This window comes from Cereibacter azotoformans (assembly GCF_021391315.1).
GTDB classification, from domain to species: domain Bacteria; phylum Pseudomonadota; class Alphaproteobacteria; order Rhodobacterales; family Rhodobacteraceae; genus Cereibacter_A; species Cereibacter_A azotoformans.
The window spans coordinates 1145571-1162934 of sequence record NZ_CP090021.1 but is presented as its reverse complement, the minus strand read 5'-3'; the positions used below and the strand labels follow the sequence as shown (position 1 = coordinate 1162934).

General features: G+C 70.7%; 19 protein-coding genes. 9 read left to right on the top strand and 10 right to left on the bottom strand.

Going from position 1 to position 17364, the window contains the following annotated elements:
* Positions 1–54: 54 nt before the first annotated feature.
* Together ruvA and ruvC are read right to left on the bottom strand one after the other, a co-directional pair.
* Positions 55–729 carry a Holliday junction branch migration protein RuvA gene (gene ruvA / locus LV780_RS05795; RefSeq protein WP_108220756.1) on the bottom strand — a complete coding sequence of 225 codons (675 nt, stop codon included), beginning with the start codon at positions 727–729 and terminating at the stop codon, positions 55–57.
* Positions 726–1232, bottom strand: coding sequence for a crossover junction endodeoxyribonuclease RuvC (ruvC, locus tag LV780_RS05790; RefSeq protein ID WP_011908268.1), 507 nt, complete (start codon positions 1230–1232; stop codon positions 726–728). Before ruvC ends, ruvA begins: the two co-directional genes overlap by 4 nt.
* A 307-nt stretch (positions 1233–1539) precedes the next feature.
* Between ruvC and LV780_RS05785 the strand changes: the two genes are divergently transcribed.
* Positions 1540–1752, top strand: a complete 213-nt coding sequence (locus LV780_RS05785) for a DUF1127 domain-containing protein (protein ID WP_101340720.1) — start codon at positions 1540–1542, stop codon at positions 1750–1752.
* Between the two features lie 129 nt (positions 1753–1881).
* Here the strand turns inward: LV780_RS05785 and LV780_RS05780 are convergent, their stop codons facing one another.
* The 4 genes from LV780_RS05780 to LV780_RS05765 all read right to left on the bottom strand — a co-directional run bounded on the left by LV780_RS05780 (position 1882) and on the right by LV780_RS05765 (position 6272).
* Positions 1882–2226, bottom strand: a complete 345-nt coding sequence (locus tag LV780_RS05780; protein ID WP_011908266.1) for a hypothetical protein — start codon at positions 2224–2226, stop codon at positions 1882–1884.
* A 115-nt stretch (positions 2227–2341) separates the two neighbouring features.
* On the bottom strand, positions 2342–3217 hold the full coding sequence (locus LV780_RS05775; protein WP_108220757.1) for a 50S ribosomal protein L11 methyltransferase: 876 nt from the start codon (positions 3215–3217) through the stop codon (positions 2342–2344).
* Positions 3218–3280: 63 nt separating this feature from the next.
* Complete coding sequence (gene msrA / locus LV780_RS05770) at positions 3281–3955, bottom strand: peptide-methionine (S)-S-oxide reductase MsrA (protein ID WP_101340722.1); 675 nt, start codon at positions 3953–3955, stop codon at positions 3281–3283.
* Between the two features lie 124 nt (positions 3956–4079).
* Complete coding sequence (locus LV780_RS05765; protein WP_108220758.1) at positions 4080–6272, bottom strand: primosomal protein N'; 2193 nt, start codon at positions 6270–6272, stop codon at positions 4080–4082.
* Positions 6273–6367: 95 nt separating this feature from the next.
* Between LV780_RS05765 and fsa the strand changes: the two genes are divergently transcribed.
* Genes fsa through LV780_RS05750 form a run of 3 tightly spaced genes read left to right on the top strand, consistent with a single transcriptional unit; the run spans position 6368 to position 8656 of the window.
* Positions 6368–7027: a fructose-6-phosphate aldolase gene (gene fsa / locus LV780_RS05760; RefSeq protein ID WP_108220759.1), complete on the top strand. Its 660-nt coding sequence runs from the start codon at positions 6368–6370 to the stop codon at positions 7025–7027.
* Positions 7028–7049: 22 nt separating this feature from the next.
* The gene (locus LV780_RS05755; protein WP_011908261.1) at positions 7050–7739 is read left to right on the top strand and encodes a DUF484 family protein; all 690 of its coding nucleotides are present in this window, start codon (positions 7050–7052) and stop codon (positions 7737–7739) included.
* Positions 7736–8656: a tyrosine recombinase XerC gene (locus LV780_RS05750; protein ID WP_108220760.1), complete on the top strand. Its 921-nt coding sequence runs from the start codon at positions 7736–7738 to the stop codon at positions 8654–8656. Before LV780_RS05755 ends, LV780_RS05750 begins: the two co-directional genes overlap by 4 nt.
* A gap of 107 nt (positions 8657–8763) precedes the next feature.
* Here LV780_RS05750 and fabD read toward each other — a convergent pair whose 3' ends face one another.
* Together fabD and LV780_RS05740 are read right to left on the bottom strand one after the other, a co-directional pair.
* Positions 8764–9696, bottom strand: coding sequence for an ACP S-malonyltransferase (gene fabD / locus LV780_RS05745; RefSeq protein WP_011908259.1), 933 nt, complete (start codon positions 9694–9696; stop codon positions 8764–8766).
* Positions 9697–10004: 308 nt separating this feature from the next.
* Positions 10005–10508: a sigma-70 family RNA polymerase sigma factor gene (locus LV780_RS05740; protein ID WP_011908258.1), complete on the bottom strand. Its 504-nt coding sequence runs from the start codon at positions 10506–10508 to the stop codon at positions 10005–10007.
* A gap of 159 nt (positions 10509–10667) precedes the next feature.
* Here LV780_RS05740 and LV780_RS05735 point away from each other — a divergent pair, with 159 nt between their 5' ends.
* Positions 10668–10847: a hypothetical protein gene (locus LV780_RS05735; protein WP_101340726.1), complete on the top strand. Its 180-nt coding sequence runs from the start codon at positions 10668–10670 to the stop codon at positions 10845–10847.
* Positions 10848–10891: 44 nt separating this feature from the next.
* On the opposite strand, the gene LV780_RS05730 is transcribed toward LV780_RS05735, so the two are convergent.
* A complete protein-coding gene (locus tag LV780_RS05730; RefSeq protein ID WP_143542816.1) occupies positions 10892–11215 on the bottom strand; it encodes a hypothetical protein in 324 nt (107 codons plus the stop codon).
* A 279-nt stretch (positions 11216–11494) separates the two neighbouring features.
* Here LV780_RS05730 and ligD point away from each other — a divergent pair, with 279 nt between their 5' ends.
* On the top strand, positions 11495–14044 hold the full coding sequence (gene ligD, locus LV780_RS05725; RefSeq protein WP_108220761.1) for a DNA ligase D: 2550 nt from the start codon (positions 11495–11497) through the stop codon (positions 14042–14044).
* Positions 14041–14298, top strand: a complete 258-nt coding sequence (locus LV780_RS05720) for a hypothetical protein (RefSeq protein WP_108220762.1) — start codon at positions 14041–14043, stop codon at positions 14296–14298. Before ligD ends, LV780_RS05720 begins: the two co-directional genes overlap by 4 nt.
* A 19-nt stretch (positions 14299–14317) precedes the next feature.
* On the opposite strand, the gene LV780_RS05715 is transcribed toward LV780_RS05720, so the two are convergent.
* Positions 14318–15070 carry an MgtC/SapB family protein gene (locus tag LV780_RS05715; RefSeq protein ID WP_108220831.1) on the bottom strand — a complete coding sequence of 251 codons (753 nt, stop codon included), beginning with the start codon at positions 15068–15070 and terminating at the stop codon, positions 14318–14320.
* A gap of 142 nt (positions 15071–15212) precedes the next feature.
* Here LV780_RS05715 and LV780_RS05710 point away from each other — a divergent pair, with 142 nt between their 5' ends.
* Positions 15213–15587, top strand: coding sequence for a response regulator (locus LV780_RS05710; RefSeq protein WP_108220763.1), 375 nt, complete (start codon positions 15213–15215; stop codon positions 15585–15587).
* Between the two features lie 799 nt (positions 15588–16386).
* Positions 16387–17334 carry a BON domain-containing protein gene (locus LV780_RS05705; RefSeq protein ID WP_108220764.1) on the top strand — a complete coding sequence of 316 codons (948 nt, stop codon included), beginning with the start codon at positions 16387–16389 and terminating at the stop codon, positions 17332–17334.
* Positions 17335–17364: the final 30 nt, after the last annotated feature.

Genomic DNA, 17364 nt, shown 5'->3' with positions numbered 1-17364 from the left:
ATGGGCGCACGAGAGCCCCACCGCAAGATCGGCGGGCCGCCCGTGCGACGGCTGTCAGGATCTCGGGGCGAGCAGCTTCAGCGCGGCACGGATCAGCGCCGCAGCGTCGGCCTGCGGATTGTCGCCCGAGGCCTGCGCCACGGCCTGCGCCGCGTCCGACGGCTGGTAGCCGAGGTTGGTCAGCGCCGAGAGCGCATCCCCTGTGTGGTTCGCAGCCGGCGGGGGGGCGGCCCTGGTCGAGGGCTTGCGGCGCGGCGCAGGCTCTTGCGGCGTCTCCTCCACCACCGCAGCGGCGCGCGCCGGCGCGGCGCCCCCCATCACCATCAGCGCCGGCGCCTTGGACTTCAGCTCGAGCACCACGCGCTGCGCGATCTTGGGGCCGACTCCCGGCGCGGCCTGGATCGAGCGCGCGTCCCCCAGGCTGATCGCCCGCGCGACCCCCTCGGCCCCGAGCGCGCCGAGGATGGCCATGCCGGCCTTGGCGCCCACCCCCTGCACCGTCATAAGCATCCGGTGCCATTCCTTTTCTATCATGGTGGTAAAACCGAAAAGCTGGAGCAGATCCTCGCGCACCACGAGTTCGGTATAGAGCGCGACCCCCTCGCCCGGAGCGGGCATGGCGGCCAGTGTCCGGTCCGAGACATGGACGATGTAGCCCACGCCGCGCACGTCGATCAGCACATGGTCGGGCCCGCGGAAGTCGAGGATCCCCGAGATCTTGCCGATCATCGAGCCGCCCTCGCCAGTGCGGCCTCGAGCCGGCCCGAGGATTGCACATGATGCGCGTGGCAGATCGCGACCGCCAGCGCATCGGCCGCGTCGGCGCCCGCAAGCTCGACCCCCGGCAGATGCAGGCGAACCATGTGCTGGATCTGCTCCTTGGCGGCATGGCCGACGCCCACCACGGTCTTCTTCACCGCGTTAGGCGCATATTCCCCCACCGCGAGCCCGGCCTGCGCCGGAACGAGCAGCGCGATCCCCCGTGCCTGGCCCAGCTTCAGCGTGGCCACGCCATCCTTGTTGACGAACGTATGTTCGACCGCGGCCGTATCGGGGGCGAACCGGGCGAGGATGTCGGTCAATTGCCTGTGCAGGGACAAGAGCCTCTGGGCCAGGTCGCCCGAATCAGAGTGGCAGATCCCATTGGCCACATGGGCCAGACGGGTGCCCGAGACGTCGATCACCCCCCAGCCCATGTTCCGCAGACCGGGATCGATCCCCAGAACCCTCATGCCACCCCCTGCTTCCTGTTGCCGCAAGGGCTAGCACGAAGCGGGAACACCCGCCAGCACCTTCCGCCGATGTCCGGCCACGCCCCGCAGGCATGGCCAAAAAGCGACACTTCTCCAAGCCGATGCGACGGGGCGTGCGGGTTTCGCAAGCTCCCGGAAAACAAGACAGTTTCATGAAACCGAGCCTTGCGTTTTCTGCAATGCGGCAATGCTTCGGTGTCGATTGCCGACATGACGCTGCCGGATTATTTGCCACTCAGACGCAGCGATTGCTGTGATCTTCAGCAGAATGAAAAGGACAGACGCCATGGCCGCCTTCGAGACGACCCGCCCGGCGCCCTTCGGCGCCATCTCCACCTTCCACTTCGTCCAGCGCGTGAGCGACCTCGTCGCCACCGTCGTGGCCTGGAACGACGCGCGCGCCACCCGCGCCGCCCTGTCGAAGCTCAGCGACCGCGAGCTGGACGACATCGGTCTGTGCCGCGGTGACATCGATGCGATCTGCGCCCTCCGCCGCTGAGGACCAGCAGGGAACGGGACGCTCTCTCCCGGATCACCTGCGAAAGGCCGCTCCCCACCGGGATGCGGCCTTTTTGTTTGCATCGGAACAGGCCCCGCCAACGCGCCCCGGTGACGGAGCGCCACGGTCTCAGCGGGAGGCGAGGAATTCCTCAAGGCTTTTCGCCACGAACCGCGACCCGGGATCGGGTCGGAGCAGGGCGCTGCCGATCCGGTCGAAGCCTTCTCCCGCGGCCAGCCGGGCCACGCGCGCCTCGTAAGGGCCCGCGCCGATCTGCCAGAGCAGCGCGCCTTTCAGCCCCAGCCCGCACAGGATGACGACGAGAAGCGGCCCGATGAGCCGCGGCCGGCGACGTCGGGGCTTGACATAGTGGGAGCGGCCGAGCGTGCCCTGCGCCTCGAAGCCGAACCCGCGCGCATGGGCCGCCTCGATCCGGGCGATGCGCCGGCGGAAGTCGGCAAGATTCTGATCCATCGAAACGCCTGCACCCACGAACTTCGCCCCCCGGATCGAACGGGGCTACGCCCGGATCGTGGCAAAAGCGTGGCGTGCGGAAGGAGACGGCAGGGCTACGGACTGGGCGGCGCCCTCAGGGGCGCCGCATCACGAGGCAGCACCACTCGCCCAGATCCTCGCGCGCGGCAAGCTCGAAACCTTCGGCGAGATAGGCCTTGGTGATCGAGTCCGCCTGCACCACCAGCAGGCCCGAGAGGATGGCGAGCCCGCCCCCCGGCGCCACATGGGCCGCCATGTCCGGCGCAAGCTCGATCAGTGGGCCCTTGAGGATGTTGGCAAAGACCAGATCGAACGGGGCCTCGGCCGCCAGACGCGGATGATCGAAGCCCGCGGCCTCGAGGCAGGTGACGCGCCCGCCGAGCCCGTTGATCGCAACATTCGCCTCGGCCACCTCGACGGCCACCTCGTCGATGTCCGAGGCGATCACCAGAGCCTCGGGGAAGACGCTTGCGGCCGCCATGGCCAGGACGGCGGTCCCGCAGCCCACGTCGGCCACCTTGGCGGGCGCGAAGTCCGCATCCACCAGCCGGTCGAGGGCGCGCAGGCAGCCCAGCGTCGTGCCGTGGTGGCCGGTGCCGAAGGCCACCGTCGCCTCGATCTGCAGCGCGATCCGGCCTTCGGGCACCTTGTCGGCGTCGTGGCTGCCGTGGACGAAGAAGCGTCCCGCCTCGACCGGCGACAGCTCGCGGCGGACCTTGGCAACCCAGTCGATCTCGGGCAGCTCGGACAGGGCGAAGGGCCGGGCGCCGAACGCCGTCGCCAGCAGTTCGAGCACCGCCTCGGACGGTGCCTCGAGGAAATAGGCCCCGACCTCCCAGAGGCCCGAGCCATCCTCGATCTCGAACACGCCCACGCCGGTCGGCTCGGGCTCCATCTTCTCGAGCGCGTCCGCGAGGGCCTCGGCGGCCTCCTCGCCTTCAAGCGTGGTCAGGGCGGAATAGGTGGGCATGGGGCAGCCTCCGGTGCGGTCCGGGCGGGCCTAACCCCGCCCCTGCCCCGCGTCAAGCGCCCCTCAGCGTGCGGGCGCCGCCGCCCCGACCCCGGTCCCGATCGGGCAGGAGACCCCGGTGCCGCCAACGCCGCAATAGCCGGCCGGGTTCTTGGCCAAGTATTGCTGATGGTAGGCTTCGGCGAAATGGAAGGCGGGCGCCGGGCGGATCTCGGTGGTGATCCGGCCGCGGCCGGCCGCGGTCAGCGCCCCCTGATAGGCCGCAAGGCTCGCACGCGCCGCCTCGGCCTGCGCCTCGCCATAGGTGTAGATCGCCGAGCGATACTGCGTGCCCGTATCGTTGCCCTGCCGCATGCCCTGCGTCGGATCGTGGTTTTCCCAGAAGAGCTTGAGGAGCATCTCGTAGGAGACGACCGTGGGATCGTAGATCACGCGCACGACCTCGGTATGGCCGGTGCGGCCCGAGCAGACCTCCTCGTAGGTCGGGTTCGGCGTGTAGCCGCCGGCATAGCCCACCATCGTGAGCCAGACCCCCTCGGGCACCTGCCAGAACTTGCGCTCGACGCCCCAGAAACAGCCCATGCCGAAGACCGCCTCGGCCATGCCCGCAGGCACCGGCGACTTGAGCGGCAGGCCGGACAGGAAATGCGTCTCGGCGGTGGGGATCGGGTCGGGTCGGCCGGGCAGCGCCTCGGCGGGAGAGACCATCTCGGACTTCTTACGGTTGAGCAGGAACATGATGCGGCCTCCGGTTGACAGGCCTCGAATATAGGCCCGCCCGTCCGGCGGTGCGAGTCACGCTGGCGGCACCCGGAGGCCCCGGCGATCACGGTCGCGCCAGCGGCGCGCAGACCGGCGGCCTTCAGAGGAAGCTCTGCGGGTCGATGTCCACGGCGAGGCGCAGGTTTGCCGGCAGCTTCACCTGCCCGATCCACTCGGCCAGGGCCGCCTGCAGCGGCGCGCCCTTCTGCGCCTTGACCAGCAGGCGAACCCGGTGCCGCCCTCGCACGCGGGCGATGGGCGCGGGCGCGGGCCCGAAGACCTGTGCCCCGATCCGGCGCAGCGGCGCGTCGGCGCGCGCAAGCTCCGCGCCGATCTCGAACACCTGCCCCACGTCGGGCGACGACAGGATGATCCCCGCAAGGCGGCCGTAGGGCGGCATCCCGGCCACGCGCCGCTCCTCGGCCTCGGCACGCCAGAAGGCCTCTTCGTCGCCGCCGAGGATCGCCCGGATCACCGGATGTTCGGGCTGGTAGGTCTGCACCAGCGCCACGCCACGTTTGCCCGCCGCGCGCCCGGCCCGCCCCGCCACCTGCCGCACGAGCTGGAAGGTGCGCTCGGCCGCGCGCAGGTCCGAACCCTGCAGCCCGAGGTCCGCGTCGATCACGCCCACCAGCGTGAGCAGCGGGAAATTGTGCCCCTTGGCCACGATCTGCGTGCCGATGATGATCTCGGCGCCGCCCTCGGCGATGGCCGCGATCTGCTCCTTCAGCGCGCGCGCCGATCCGAACAGGTCCGACGACAGCACCGCCACCCGCGCCTGCGGAAAGCGCCCCGCCACCTCTTCGGCCAGCCGCTCGACCCCCGGCCCCACGGGCGCCATCCGCCCCTCGACCCCGCAGGAGGGGCAGGCCTCGGGCATGGGCTTGGTCGCGCCGCACTGATGGCAGACCAGCCGCTTCTGGAACCGGTGCTCGACCATCCGCGCATCGCAATGATCGCAGCCGATCTGGTGGCCGCAGGCGCGGCAGATCGTGACCGGCGCGTAGCCGCGGCGGTTCAGGAACAGGAGCGACTGTTCGCACCGCGCGATCCGCGCCTCGACCGAGCGTGCGAGCGGCTCCGAGATCCAGCGGTTCGCGGGCAGTTTCTCGGGGCGCATGTCGAGCGCGTGCATCTCGGGCAGTTCGGCCGCGCCGAAGCGGGCGCCGAGGTCGAGCCGGCCGTAGCGGCCCTGCGCGGCGTTCACCCAGCTTTCGAGCGAGGGCGTGGCCGAGGCCAGCACCGCCGGGCAGCCGCAGATCGAGGCGCGCAGCACGGCCATGTCGCGGGCGTTGTAAAGCGCGCCCTCCTCCTGCTTGTAGGAGGTGTCGTGCTCCTCATCGACGACGATCAGGCCGAGGTCGCGGAACGGCAGGAACAGCGCCGACCGCGCACCCGCCACGAACTGCGCCCCCCCTTCCGAGACCATCCGCCAGAGCCGCCGCCGCTCGGTCGCGGTCACGCCCGAGTGCCATTCCGCGGGGCGCGCGCCAAAGCGGGCCTCGACGCGGGCGAGGAACTCCGAGGTCAGCGCGATCTCGGGCAGCAGCACCAGCGCCTGCCGGCCGCGGCGCAGGCACTCGGCCACCGCCTCGAGATAGACCTCGGTCTTGCCCGATCCGGTCACGCCCTTCAGAAGCGTGGTGCTGTAGCGGTCGGCCGCCACCGCCGCGACGAGGGCCTCGGCCGCCGCCACCTGATCGCCCTCGAGCCGCACCGCCGCCGCGCCGGGATCGAGCGGCGGATAGGGCAGATCGCGCGGCGCCTCCTCCTCGAGGATCGCGCCCGCCTTCACCAGCCCCTTGACGACCGAGCCGGTCACGCCCGCCTCGGCCGACAGCTCGGCCAGCGTCACCGGCGCGCCGCCATAGGCCTCCAGCGCATCGAGCACCCGCTGGCGCGGCCCGGTCAGGCGCGCCGGCTCGTGACCCGAGGCGCGATAGACGCGGCGCACCGTCGGCGGATCGCCCAGCCCCGGAGCGCGGGTGGCCAGCCGCAGCATCGCGGGCAGCGGCGTCAGCGTGTAGTCGGCCGCACGGGCCAGGAAGACACGCATCTCCTCGCGCATCGGCGCGGCATCGAGCACCCGTTCCACGCCGCGCAGCTTCGCCGCGTCGAAACCGCCCTCGCCCGGCCCCCAGACCACGCCCATCACATGCCGGGGCCCCAGCGGCACCACCACATAATCGCCGGAGCCGCAGCCACCCTCGGGGGCGCGGTAGTCGAGCACCCGGCCCAGCGGTTCGGTCGTCAGAACCCCCACCCGTTCGCCCTCTGCAAAGCGCCCCGTCACGCCGGCTTCCCTTTTCCCTCGCGTCCCGATGCGCTATTACACCGCAGACGGCGGGGACGACACCCCCGCGGAACCCCGAGCCAAGGAAGATCCTCATGAAATTCTTCGTCGACTCCGCCGACGTCGCGGCGATTGCCGAACTCAATGCCCTCGGCATGGTGGACGGTGTCACGACGAACCCGTCGCTGATCCTGAAGTCGGGGCGCAACATCCTCGAGGTGACGCGCGAGATCTGCGAGCTGGTCGCGGGCCCCGTTTCGGCCGAGGTCGTGGCCGCCAAGGCGGACGACATGATCGAGGAAGGCCGCAAGCTGGCCGAGATCGCGCCGAACATCACCGTCAAGGTGCCGCTGACCTGGGACGGGCTGAAGGCCTGCAAGGTGCTGACGGACGAAGGCCGCATGGTCAATGTGACGCTCTGCTTCTCGGTCAACCAGGCGCTGCTGGCCGCCAAGGCGGGCGCGACCTTCATCTCGCCCTTCATCGGCCGGCTGGACGATATCAACCTCGACGGGCTCGAGCTGATCGCCGACATCCGTCAGGTCTATGACAATTACGACTTCCAGACCGAGGTGCTGGCCGCCTCGATCCGCACGCCGAACCATGTCGCGCAATGCGCCCGCATCGGCGCCGACGTGATCACCGCGCCGCCCGCGGTCATCAAGGGCCTCGCCAACCATGTCCTGACCGACAAGGGTCTCGAGATGTTCGACGCCGACTGGGCCAAGACCGGGCAGACCATCCTGTCCCTGTGACAGCGGCACCGGCGAGGGCGGCATGATCGAACAGGACCTGCGCGACAAGCTGATCGCGACCCCCGAGATGATCCTCGAGGACCGCGACCTGATGAAGGCCCTCATCGCGGCGAACGAGCGCGCGATGGGGGCCAATGTGATCGACCTGCGCGGCATCGCGATGGAGCGGCTCGAAGGGCGGCTGGACCGGCTCGAGGACACCCATCGCTCGGTCATCGCCGCGGCCTACGAGAACCTCGCCGGGACCAACCTGATCCACCGGGCGATCCTGCAGATGCTGGATCCGCTGGGTTTCGAGGAGTTCCTGCTCAACCTCTCGACCGAGGTGGCGCAGACCCTGCGGGTGGATTGCATCCGGCTCGTGCTCGAGACCGCGCAGCGCGACGCCGATCCCGCGCTCGGGCGGCTCGGCGAGGTGCTCCATGTGGCCGAGCCGGGCTTCGTCGCCGACTATGTGGCCGGGGGGCGCAACGTGCCGCTGCGCCCCGTCACGCTGCGGCGCACCCTGCCGGACACGGTGCTCTACGGCGAGGCTTCGCCCGGCATGGCCTCCGAGGCGCTCATGCGGCTCGACTTCGGGCGCGGGCGGCTGCCGGGGATGCTGGCCATGGGCTCGGCCGATGCCGACCATTTCAAGCCGACGCAGGGCACCGACCTCCTGGCCTTCTTCGCCGGCGTGTTCGAGCGGACGATGCGCCGCTGGCTCTCGTGAGCCTGGCGATCCCGCCGGCGGCGCGCGACGCGCTCGAGGCGTGGCTCACCCACCAGCGGGTGATCGAGGGCGCCTCGCCCCACACGATCCGGGCCTATGCGGCGGACGTCGCGGGCTGGCTTGCCTTTCTCGCCGGTCATCTGGGCGAAGGCTACGGTCTGCCGGCGCTGGCCTCGGTGCCCCATGCCGACCTGCGCGCCTGGATGGCGCACGAGCGCGCCCGCGGCCTCGGCGCCCGTTCGCTGGCGCGCTCGCTCTCGGCCGTGCGCCGGTTCACCGGCTGGCTGGCCGAGCGCGAGGGGGTGGACGCGACCGCCGTCCTCTCGGCGCGCGGACCCAAGTTCCGGCGCAAGCTGCCCCGCCCCCTCTCCGAGAGAGATGCGAAGGCGCTCCTCCTCACCGTGGCCGAGGACGGCGCGGAAGACTGGATCCGGGCGCGCGATCTTGCGGTGGTGACGCTGCTCTATGGCTGCGGCCTGCGGATCTCCGAGGCGTTGGGGCTGCCGGCCACCGCCCATCCCCTGCCCGAGGTGCTGCGCATCCTCGGCAAGGGCAGCAAGGAACGGCTGGTGCCCGCCATCCCTGCGGCGCGCGAGGCGGTGGCCCGCTACGCGGCCCTCTGCCCGTTCGATCTCACCTCCGGCCCGCTGTTCCGGGGCGCGCGCGGAGGGGCTCTCAATCCGCGGCTCGTGGCCAAGGTCATGGAGCGTGCCCGCGCGACGCTCGGCCTGCCGCCGACCGCGACGCCCCACGCGCTGCGCCACTCCTTCGCCACACATCTGCTGAACGCCGGAGGCGACCTCCGCGCGATCCAGGAGCTTCTGGGGCACGCGTCGCTCTCGACGACGCAGGTCTATACGGCGGTGGACGGCGCGCGGCTGATGGAAGTCTATGCAAGGGCCCATCCGCGGGCCTGAAGCGCGCGCCGCCCCTCCGCCGGTTGGCCGCAAGGGCCCCGCCAAAGGTCTCGTCCGCGGCAGCGCCGCCTGCGGGGGTTCGATGCCCCCGCGGGCGGCACCCCCGGTCAGACCGCCGCGGCGGCCGTCACATCGTCCGGCGTCCCGATGGCGCGCGTCGCAGCGCCCTTCGCGATCCGCTTGATCATCCCCGACAGCGCCTTGCCCGCGCCGATCTCCCAGAACTCGGTCACGCCCGCATTCTCCATCCACATCACGCTCTCGCGCCAGCGGACCGCCCCCGTGACCTGCGCCACCAGCAGCGCCCGGATCCGGTCGGGCTCGGACACGGCCTCGGCGCGGACGTTCACCACGACCGGACAGACCGGGGCCTCGATCACGACCGCCGCCAGCGCCTCGGACATGACGCTCGCCGCATGCTGCATCAGCGCGCAATGGAAGGGTGCGCTCACCGGCAGAAGGATGGCCCGCTTGGCGCCCCGGCCCTTGGCGATCTCGACGGCCCGCTCGACCGCGGCCTTGTGGCCCGAAACGACCACCTGCGCCGGATCGTTGTCATTGGCCGCCTGACAGACCTCGCCCTGCGCCGCCTCGTGCGCCACTTCGACCGCCGTCTCGTAGTCGAGACCGAGAAGCGCCGCCATCGCCCCCACGCCGACCGGCACCGCCTCCTGCATGGCCTGTCCGCGGATGCGCAGCAGCCGCGCCGTATCGGCCAGCTTCAGCGACCGCGCCGCACAGAGCGCCGAATATTCCCCCAGCGAATGGCCCGCCACGAACGAGGCCGTGGCGATCCCCAGCCCCTCGGCCTCCAGCGCCGCGAGCGCCGCCATCGACGTCGCCATCAGGGCCGGCTGGGCATTCTGGGTGAGCGTCAGCTCGTCGATCGACCCTTCCCAGATCAGCGCCGAGAGCTTCTCGCCAAGCGCCTCGTCCACTTCCTCGAACACCGCCCGGGCCGCCGGATAGGCCTCGGCGAGGGCGCGGCCCATCCCGATGGTCTGGGCGCCCTGCCCGGGAAACACGAATGCGCGGCTCATGGCTCGGTTCTCCTTTGCTCCTCGTGGCACGGCACATAGCCCGACCCCGAGGGGCACGCAATCGCCGCGCGGGGCGCTGCGCGCTTCGGCCTCAAACCGCCGCCCGCGCGCGTGCCGCGCCGGCTCCTTCGGCGGCACGGATGAGGCAGGAGATATAGGGGGTTCATGCCCTCGACACCGGCACCGGGAGGATGGCTTGCAGGGATGCGGCGGGATCCGAGAGGGGCCTTGATCGACGGCGCCGCGCCCTGCGAGGCTCCACTCCGGGATCGACAGTCTCCAGCGGCGGGCGCCGGCTCCGGGGCGGCTCAGGTCCCGCCGCCCTCGAGGTCGTTCATGACGAGCTGGCGGGCCCGGCTCACGCGGCTCTTGACCGTGCCGATGGCGCAATCGCAGATCCGGGCGGCTTCCTCGTAGCTCTCGCCCAGCATGACGACCAGGATCAGGATCTCGCGGTAGTGGGCGGGCAGCCGGTCGATGGCGGCCATCAACTCCTGGCCGCGCACCGTCCATTCCTGCGACGGCTGAACCGACATCTCGCCCGACACGCAGTCGGCCGTCCCCGTCCGCTCGCGCGCCGAGACCCGGATCCGGGTGTAGAAGGTGTTGCGCAGGATGGTGAACAGCCAGGCCCTGAGCCGCGTGCCCGGCTGGAACTTGTCAACGTTTGCAATGGCCTTGAGAAGGGTCTCCTGCACGAGATCGTCGGCATCCGCCTGGTTCCGGCTCAGCGATCGCGCATAGGCACGCAGCGCCGGAATGAGATCGACCACGTCGGGTATGATCGATCGCGGGGGGGTCTGGTCCGTCACGGGCGGCTCCCTGGCTCTTCACGGCTTCGTTTTCGGATTTCAACGCCGAGTTGCCGGGGCGGTTCCGTCTTTGACATTGCGCTTCGCGGCCGGTCGGCGCAAAACGAGGCGAGGGCAGGTGGGATGATGGTAAAGCCAAAGGAACACGAAGGTCCGCACATGGGACCGGACGAATTGAAAGACCTGAGCGAGGAATTGCTGCGCGCCATCGAGGCCGAGCCGGTGCCGGAGCCGATTCAGCTGCTGGCCCGCCGCCTCGCCTGCGCGCTGGGGTCCCAGATGGCCGGGAATCCGGTCCTGCTGGCACCGCGTGAATCCGTGAAGGAAAGCGATTCCTGAGCGAGAGGCGGCCCGTCGGGGCCGCCCCGTCCGATGCGCGAAGGTCAGGACTGACCCGACCGCACCTGTCTTTCCGAAATGCGCCGCAGCAGCGACGCAAACCGATCGTCGGTTGACTGATCGGCCGTTGACACGGTGTAGGTGCGTCGAAGATTGTCCTCGACATGTTTGTTGACCAGGTCTTCACCCTGGCTGTCCTGCATGAAAGGAAACATGGCCTCGGGTTCTTGTCTTGTGACTGTCGCATGACAAGAGCCCTGTCCGGCTTTTGTTCCGTCCGCCTGCAGCACATCCCGACATGAATCCCGCGCAGGTGACGCGGCGCTCAGGGCGGTGTCCGGATTGAGGGGATCCTCAGGCTGACGCACGGGCAGTCTCCCCTGTGCCGGAGCCTCGGTTCTGGTGGCGAGCCTCGGCAAGCCGCCCCAGACACTCCCTGTTGCATTCAACCATGTCACCCGCCCGAAGCCGCCCCTCGCTGTCGAGGGAACACGCGTCCTGCGCTTCGGGTTCCTCCGCTGCGCGGTTATTTTCCGAACGAACCGTGACCGCCACAAGACGCGGTGACGACAGGCGGAGGGGCGCGTCGCAGGAACTGTCACGGCCGCGCCACGTTTGGGCAGAGCCTTCAGCGGAGTCCGTCGCCCATGTCCGAAGCCGCGCGCCCCCAGGATCTCGAACGCTACCGGGCCAGGCGCGACTTCGCCCGCACGCCCGAGCCGGACGGACGCACGCCCGAGGATCGCGCGGGCGCGCTCCGCTTCGTGGTGCAGAAACACGCCGCCCGCCGCCTTCATTGGGACTTCCGGCTGGAATGGAACGGGGTGCTGCTCAGCTGGGCCGTCACGCGCGGGCCATCGGCCGACCCGTCCGCCCGCCGCCTGGCCGTCCGCACCGAGGATCACCCGATCGACTACGCCGGCTTCGAGGGCACCATCCCCAAGGGCGAATATGGCGGGGGCACCGTCATGCTCTGGGATCGCGGGACGTGGGAGGCGCTCGACGACGTCAACAAGGGGTTGAGCGAGGGCCGGCTCAAGTTCCGCCTCGAGGGCGAGCGGATGCGCGGCGGCTGGATGCTCGTGCGCCTCAAGCCACGCGCGGGCGACAAGGGCGAGAACTGGCTGCTGATCAAGGAGCATGACGCGCACGAACGGCCGGGGCCCGAGGGGCTGGTCGAGGCCCATGTGACCTCTGTCGAGAGCGGCCGTCGCATGGAGGAGATCGCCGAGGGGCGCAGGCCGCGCCAGCGCCGCAAGGCGGCCGCCCTGCCCCGGTTCCGGCCCCTCCAGCTTGCGCGCCTCGTGCCGGCCGCGCCGGACGGGCCGGACTGGCTGCACGAGACGAAGTTCGACGGCTATCGCTGCCTCGCCGCGCTCGCGGACGGCAAGGTGCGCCTCCACACCCGTTCGGGGCTGGACTGGACGGACAAGTTCGGCGCGCTGGTGCCCGACCTCGCGCGCCTCGCGGTCGGGCGGGCGCTGATCGACGGCGAGGTGATCGCCCCCGGAGAGGCGAGCGGCGCCTTCTCAGAACTGCAGGCGCGCCTCAAGACCAGGGGGGCGCTGGCCTTCATGGCCTTCGACCTGCTGGCCCTCGATGACGAGGATCTGACCGGCCTGCCCCTGCTGGAGCGCAAGGCACGGCTCGAGAGCCTTCTGGAGGGAGAGACGGGCGCGATCCACTACTCGACCCACATCCGGGGCCACGGCCCCGAGGTGCACGAGCGGATGTGCGCGGCCGGGCAGGAGGGGATCATCTCGAAGCGGGTCGAAGCCCCCTATTCCGGCACGCGGAACGGCGACTGGCTCAAGGTGAAATGCGTCCTCCGTCAGGAGTTCGTGATCTGCGGCTGGAAGGCGTCGGACAAGCCCGGCCGCCCCTTCGCCTCGCTCGTGATGGGCAGCTACGAGACGGGCCGCCTGACCTACAGGGGCGCGGTCGGCAGCGGCTTTGACGCGCGGATCTTCCGCGAACTGACGCCCCTGCTGGCCGGGCGCGCGCGCGCCACCTCTCCGTTCGGCCATGTACCTGAGGGGGCCGAGGGCGCGCGCTGGTTGCGCCCCGATCTGGTGGCCGAGGTGACCTTCACCGAATTGACGCGCGACGGGCACATCCGCCACGGCGTCTTTGCGGGCCTGCGCGACGACAAGCCTGCGCGCGACGTGCGGCTCGAGGCGCCGGAGGACGCCTTGGCCGACGATGCAGCCCCCCCGAAACCGCCGGCGCGTGCGCCCCGCGCGCCGCGCGAAGGCAGGACGAACGAGGATCCCATGCCCCAAGCCGACAACGAGGTGCGGGTGGCCGGCATCCGCATCAGCAATCCCGACCGCAGGATCTATGAGCGGCCCGCCGTGACCAAGCGCGAGGTGGCCGAGCATTACGAGGCGCTCGGCCCGCGGATGCTGCCGTTCCTGCGCGACAGGCCGGTGTCGCTGGTGCGCTGCCCGGACGGCGCGGCGGGCGAGTGTTTCTTCCAGAAGCACCGGACCCGCGGCATGCCCTCGGCGATCCGCACCGTGAAGGTCGAGACGAAGTCCGGGCCCGAGGATTACATCACTCTCCCCGATGTCCCGGCCCTCGTCGGGGCGGCGCAGATGGGCGCGCTCGAGTTCCACATCTGGGGATCGCGCAACCGCCGCCTCAAGCGGCCGGACCGGATGGTCTTCGACCTCGATCCCGACGAGGGCCTCGACTTCGCCCGCGTGCGCGAGGCGGCAGCAGAGCTGCGCGTGCGTCTCGACGATCTGGGCCTGCCCGCGGTGCCGATGCTGTCGGGGGGCAAGGGCGTGCATGTGATCGTGCCGCTGAAGCCCGCGGCCGAATGGGAGAGCGTGAAGTTCTTCACGCGCGCGCTCTCGACCCTGCTCGCGGAAGAGGCGCCCGATCGCTACACCGCCGCGATGGCGAAGGCCGGCCGCAAGGGCCGGATCTTCATCGACTGGCTGCGCAACGACCGCGGCTCGACCGCCGTCGCCCCCTACAGCCTGCGCGCGCGGCCCGGTGCAACGGTGGCGACCCCGATCACATGGGACGAACTCGCCCGCGCCCGCTCGGCCGGAGACTGGACGATCCGCTCGATCCGCGAGCGGCTCGAGGGCCCCTGCCCGCTGTCCGAGGCCCGCCCCGTGACACTCGGGCGGACGGTGATCGGCCGGCTTGAACGACTGGTGACGCAATCCAAGGAGGGGACATGACCGGGCTGACGACAGAGACGATCGAGGGCCGGCTGATCGCGCAGCGCAAGGTGCTGGCGCGGCTGGTGGCACTTGCGGGCAGCGACGAGCTGCGGGCCTGGCTCGATGAGCGCAGCGTCATGCAGGACAATCAGGAGGATCCGGGCGCCGTGCCCGCGCCGGGCGTGGGCATCGAGGTGGCGCTGGCCGAGGAGATCCGGTGCATCCGCGACGAGGCCGACCGGTTTGGCGGGGGGATCGCGCCGGGCCGGTGACGACGCGGGAGGCCCGGGGTCAGTCGCGCTCGGCCAGCGGATCGGGCAAGGGCCGGCCCGCGGGATCCTCGACCGGCATGATGTCGAAGGACAGCACATCCTCCTCGTCCGTCAACGCGCGGGCAAGCCGGTCCAGCGCCGCCTCGCGCCGGGCATGGGTGGCGGTCGAGAGCCGCAGCCGCTCGGAGGGGCGGCTGAGGCTCCGGCTGACCGGCCCGACCTCGAGCCCCTCGCTCCGAAGGATCTCGGTCAGGCGGCGCGCGTCGAACCGCGAGCCGAGCCGCACCGTCACCCGCAGGCGGACCTCGGTCCGCACCGGCAGAAGCGCATAGAACAGCCGCAGCGCCACCAGAACCACCAGCGTCGCGACCGTGGCGGCCACCGCCAGCCAGTACATGCCCACGCCATAGACGATCCCGATGGCGGACGTGACCCAGAGCGAGGCGGCCGTGGTCAGCCCGTGGACCGAGGCGCCCTCGCGGAAGATCACGCCGGCACCGAGAAAGCCGATGCCCGTCAGGATGCCGTGCGCCATGCGGGCAGGATCGGCGACGATCTGCGTGTCGCCCAGGAACGACACCGTCCATTCCGCCTGACGCGCCGCCGCAAGCGTGAGGACGGTCGCCGCGAAACAGACGAGGGCATGGGTTCTGAGACCTGCAGGCTTGCCCCGCATCTCGCGGTCAAACCCGATCAGGAGGCCCGTCAGCAGACTGCTGAACATGGGCAGCACAAGGTCCTGCGCGAGAAAATCCTGAAGCAGCTGCACCATGACGACCTGCCGAACAAAGCCCTTTCGAACGCGCGGCCCCCGCCCGTCGTTCCGCGCCGTCAGCCGGTTCCGCACAAAGAAGGCGCCATGACGGAACCCGAGGCGCCGGGCCGGTCTTGTCCGGCAGCACCGGAGGTTCCCCATGCCCCTAGCCGACAAGCTGCACCCGCCGCGCATCCTTCTTGCCGAGGATGATCTCGTGCTCGCCATGACGATGGTGGATGAGCTTCGCGCCTCGGGTTTCGAGATCGTGGGGCCGACCCGCTCGGCCGCCGAGGGCGCGCGTCTTGTCGAGCATCAGTCTGTGGACGCGGCCCTCCTCGACCTGCGGCTCAAGGACGGCCCCTGCTTCGGACTGGCCCGCGCCCTGCGGATCCGCGGCATCCCCTTCGCCTTCGTCACCGGCGAAACGCGCGAGGCCATCCCCGAGGATCTTGCGGATGTGGATGTGCTGGACAAGCCCGTGACGGCGGTGACGATTTCCACCATGCTCGAAAAGCTGCTGCAGGAGCCCTAGATCGCAGGAGCCTCACGGGTCATGCCGGCGCCCGCTGCGGTGCGCGCGCGCCGGAAGGTCGTGCCGAAGGCCCCGCGTCATCGCAGGGCCCGGTTACTCGCACCTGAAACTGGCAATCTGGTTACTGGTCCCCGGCCCCACGTCAGTTCACGGGCCGGTCACTCGCACGGGCATCGGCCGATCCGGCCTCAGCGCAAGCCGAGGAAGGACAGGATGGCGATGACGATGACCACGAGGCCCACGATATAGATGATGCTGTTCACTTCTGGCTCCTTGTCACGTTCTTCAGAGGCTGGTTCAGACCGGAACGGTCGGCGGGACGCCCGGACCTTCGCCCGGAAGGTCGGGCTCGGTCGGTGGCAGGTCCGGGCTTTCGCCCGGTGCCGGCAGCGGGCCCGGCGTCACATCCGGGTCCGTGAGTGGCTCGGGATTCTCGCCCGGCGGCGGCCGGGGAACTGACGACGTCATGGGCTGTCCTCTGGCTATGTCCGGGAAAGCGATGCGGCTGCTTCCTCTCCCTTCCCGCCGTCAATGCAGAGCGGTCGGGGAAGGTTCCCTTGTTCGTTCACCGCGAGGTGACCGGGCCGTGACCTGACCCCGCCCGGCAAAGGGGCGCCAGGGGACGAAGCGGCCGTGACACGGAGAGGCCGCAACCGCGGCAATGCAGGTTTCGTGCCCTGCTCGTGAAGGGCGCGGCTGCCGCTTGCGGGAACTTTCGCCGCAAGCGCCCGTTGCATGGACCGTCTGAAAACGCGGGAGACGTGCCTGTTCGCCCGCAAGGCTCGATGGAGGACCAGACATGGCACATTCGAGGTTCGACCCCCGCCAGCGCGGCTGGAGCGATGACGACACGCACCGCGGCTACCGGGAAGACCAAGGCGAGGAACAAAGGGGCGGCCGGAGGTCGGGGCGCGACGAGCGCGACCGTTTCCGCGACCGGTTCGACGCACGCTATCAGGATCGCGGCCAGGAGGATCAGGGCGGCGGCCGCGATCGCTGGCGTGAGGGGTCGGGGATGGATGCCGCCAGCGGCTACGGCTTTGGCGCGGCGGGCTTTGACCCGCGCGACCGCGGCCAGCGGCGCGGCGGCTATGGCGCGTCCGACCGCGACCATGACCGCGGCTACGATCCCTATTCCGAGCGCGGCTCGCAGGACGAACGCTCCTGGGGTTACGGTCCGCAGATGGGGCGCGAATGGGATGGGCGGGGCCGGTCCTCCAGCGAGCGCACCGGCCGCGGCGGCCCGCGCTTCCACGACTCGGCGGGCGAGCGCGGCTTCATGGAACGTGCCGCCGATGAGGTCATGTCGTGGGTGGGCGACGAGGACGCCAGCCACCGCCGAGAGGCCGATCACCGCGGGAAGGGCCCCCGTGGCTACCAGCGTTCGGACGAGCGGATTCACGGCGACGTCAACGACCGCCTGAGCGACGACCCGCGCGTGGACGCCTCGGACATCGAGGTGTTGGTGGCGAGCGGCGAAGTCACCCTGTCGGGCCACGTCAGCTCCAAGATCGAGAAGCGCCGGGCGGAAGATTGCGCCGACTCGGTGTCGGGCGTGCGGCATGTCCAGAACAACCTGCGCGTCCGCGACGCGATGGGCGGCTCGGGCACAGGGTCGGGCAGCGGTGCCGGCACCCTCGGCGGCGCGACGACCGGCCAGTCGGGAAGCGGCCTCTCGGGCCCCGGCGGCACTGACAGCGGCCTGAGCGACGATCGCCCCGGCGGTTCGCGCAACACGCAGGCCTGAACGGGGCGGCCGGCAGGCCGCCCTCCCCCG

Coding starts and splice junctions, on each gene's coding strand:
- LV780_RS05755 (WP_011908261.1), top strand. CDS start 7,050: ATGATCGAACAGGACCTGCGCGACAAGCTGATCGCGACCCCCGAGATG.
- LV780_RS05780 (WP_011908266.1), bottom strand. CDS start 2,226: ATGGATCAGAATCTTGCCGACTTCCGCCGGCGCATCGCCCGGATCGAG.
- LV780_RS05710 (WP_108220763.1), top strand. CDS start 15,213: ATGCCCCTAGCCGACAAGCTGCACCCGCCGCGCATCCTTCTTGCCGAG.
- ruvA (WP_108220756.1), bottom strand. CDS start 729: ATGATCGGCAAGATCTCGGGGATCCTCGACTTCCGCGGGCCCGACCAT.
- LV780_RS05775 (WP_108220757.1), bottom strand. CDS start 3,217: ATGCCCACCTATTCCGCCCTGACCACGCTTGAAGGCGAGGAGGCCGCC.
- ligD (WP_108220761.1), top strand. CDS start 11,495: ATGTCCGAAGCCGCGCGCCCCCAGGATCTCGAACGCTACCGGGCCAGG.
- fsa (WP_108220759.1), top strand. CDS start 6,368: ATGAAATTCTTCGTCGACTCCGCCGACGTCGCGGCGATTGCCGAACTC.
- LV780_RS05785 (WP_101340720.1), top strand. CDS start 1,540: ATGGCCGCCTTCGAGACGACCCGCCCGGCGCCCTTCGGCGCCATCTCC.
- LV780_RS05705 (WP_108220764.1), top strand. CDS start 16,387: ATGGCACATTCGAGGTTCGACCCCCGCCAGCGCGGCTGGAGCGATGAC.
- LV780_RS05735 (WP_101340726.1), top strand. CDS start 10,668: ATGGGACCGGACGAATTGAAAGACCTGAGCGAGGAATTGCTGCGCGCC.
- LV780_RS05720 (WP_108220762.1), top strand. CDS start 14,041: ATGACCGGGCTGACGACAGAGACGATCGAGGGCCGGCTGATCGCGCAG.
- ruvC (WP_011908268.1), bottom strand. CDS start 1,232: ATGAGGGTTCTGGGGATCGATCCCGGTCTGCGGAACATGGGCTGGGGG.
- LV780_RS05715 (WP_108220831.1), bottom strand. CDS start 15,070: ATGGTGCAGCTGCTTCAGGATTTTCTCGCGCAGGACCTTGTGCTGCCC.
- fabD (WP_011908259.1), bottom strand. CDS start 9,696: ATGAGCCGCGCATTCGTGTTTCCCGGGCAGGGCGCCCAGACCATCGGG.
- msrA (WP_101340722.1), bottom strand. CDS start 3,955: ATGTTCCTGCTCAACCGTAAGAAGTCCGAGATGGTCTCTCCCGCCGAG.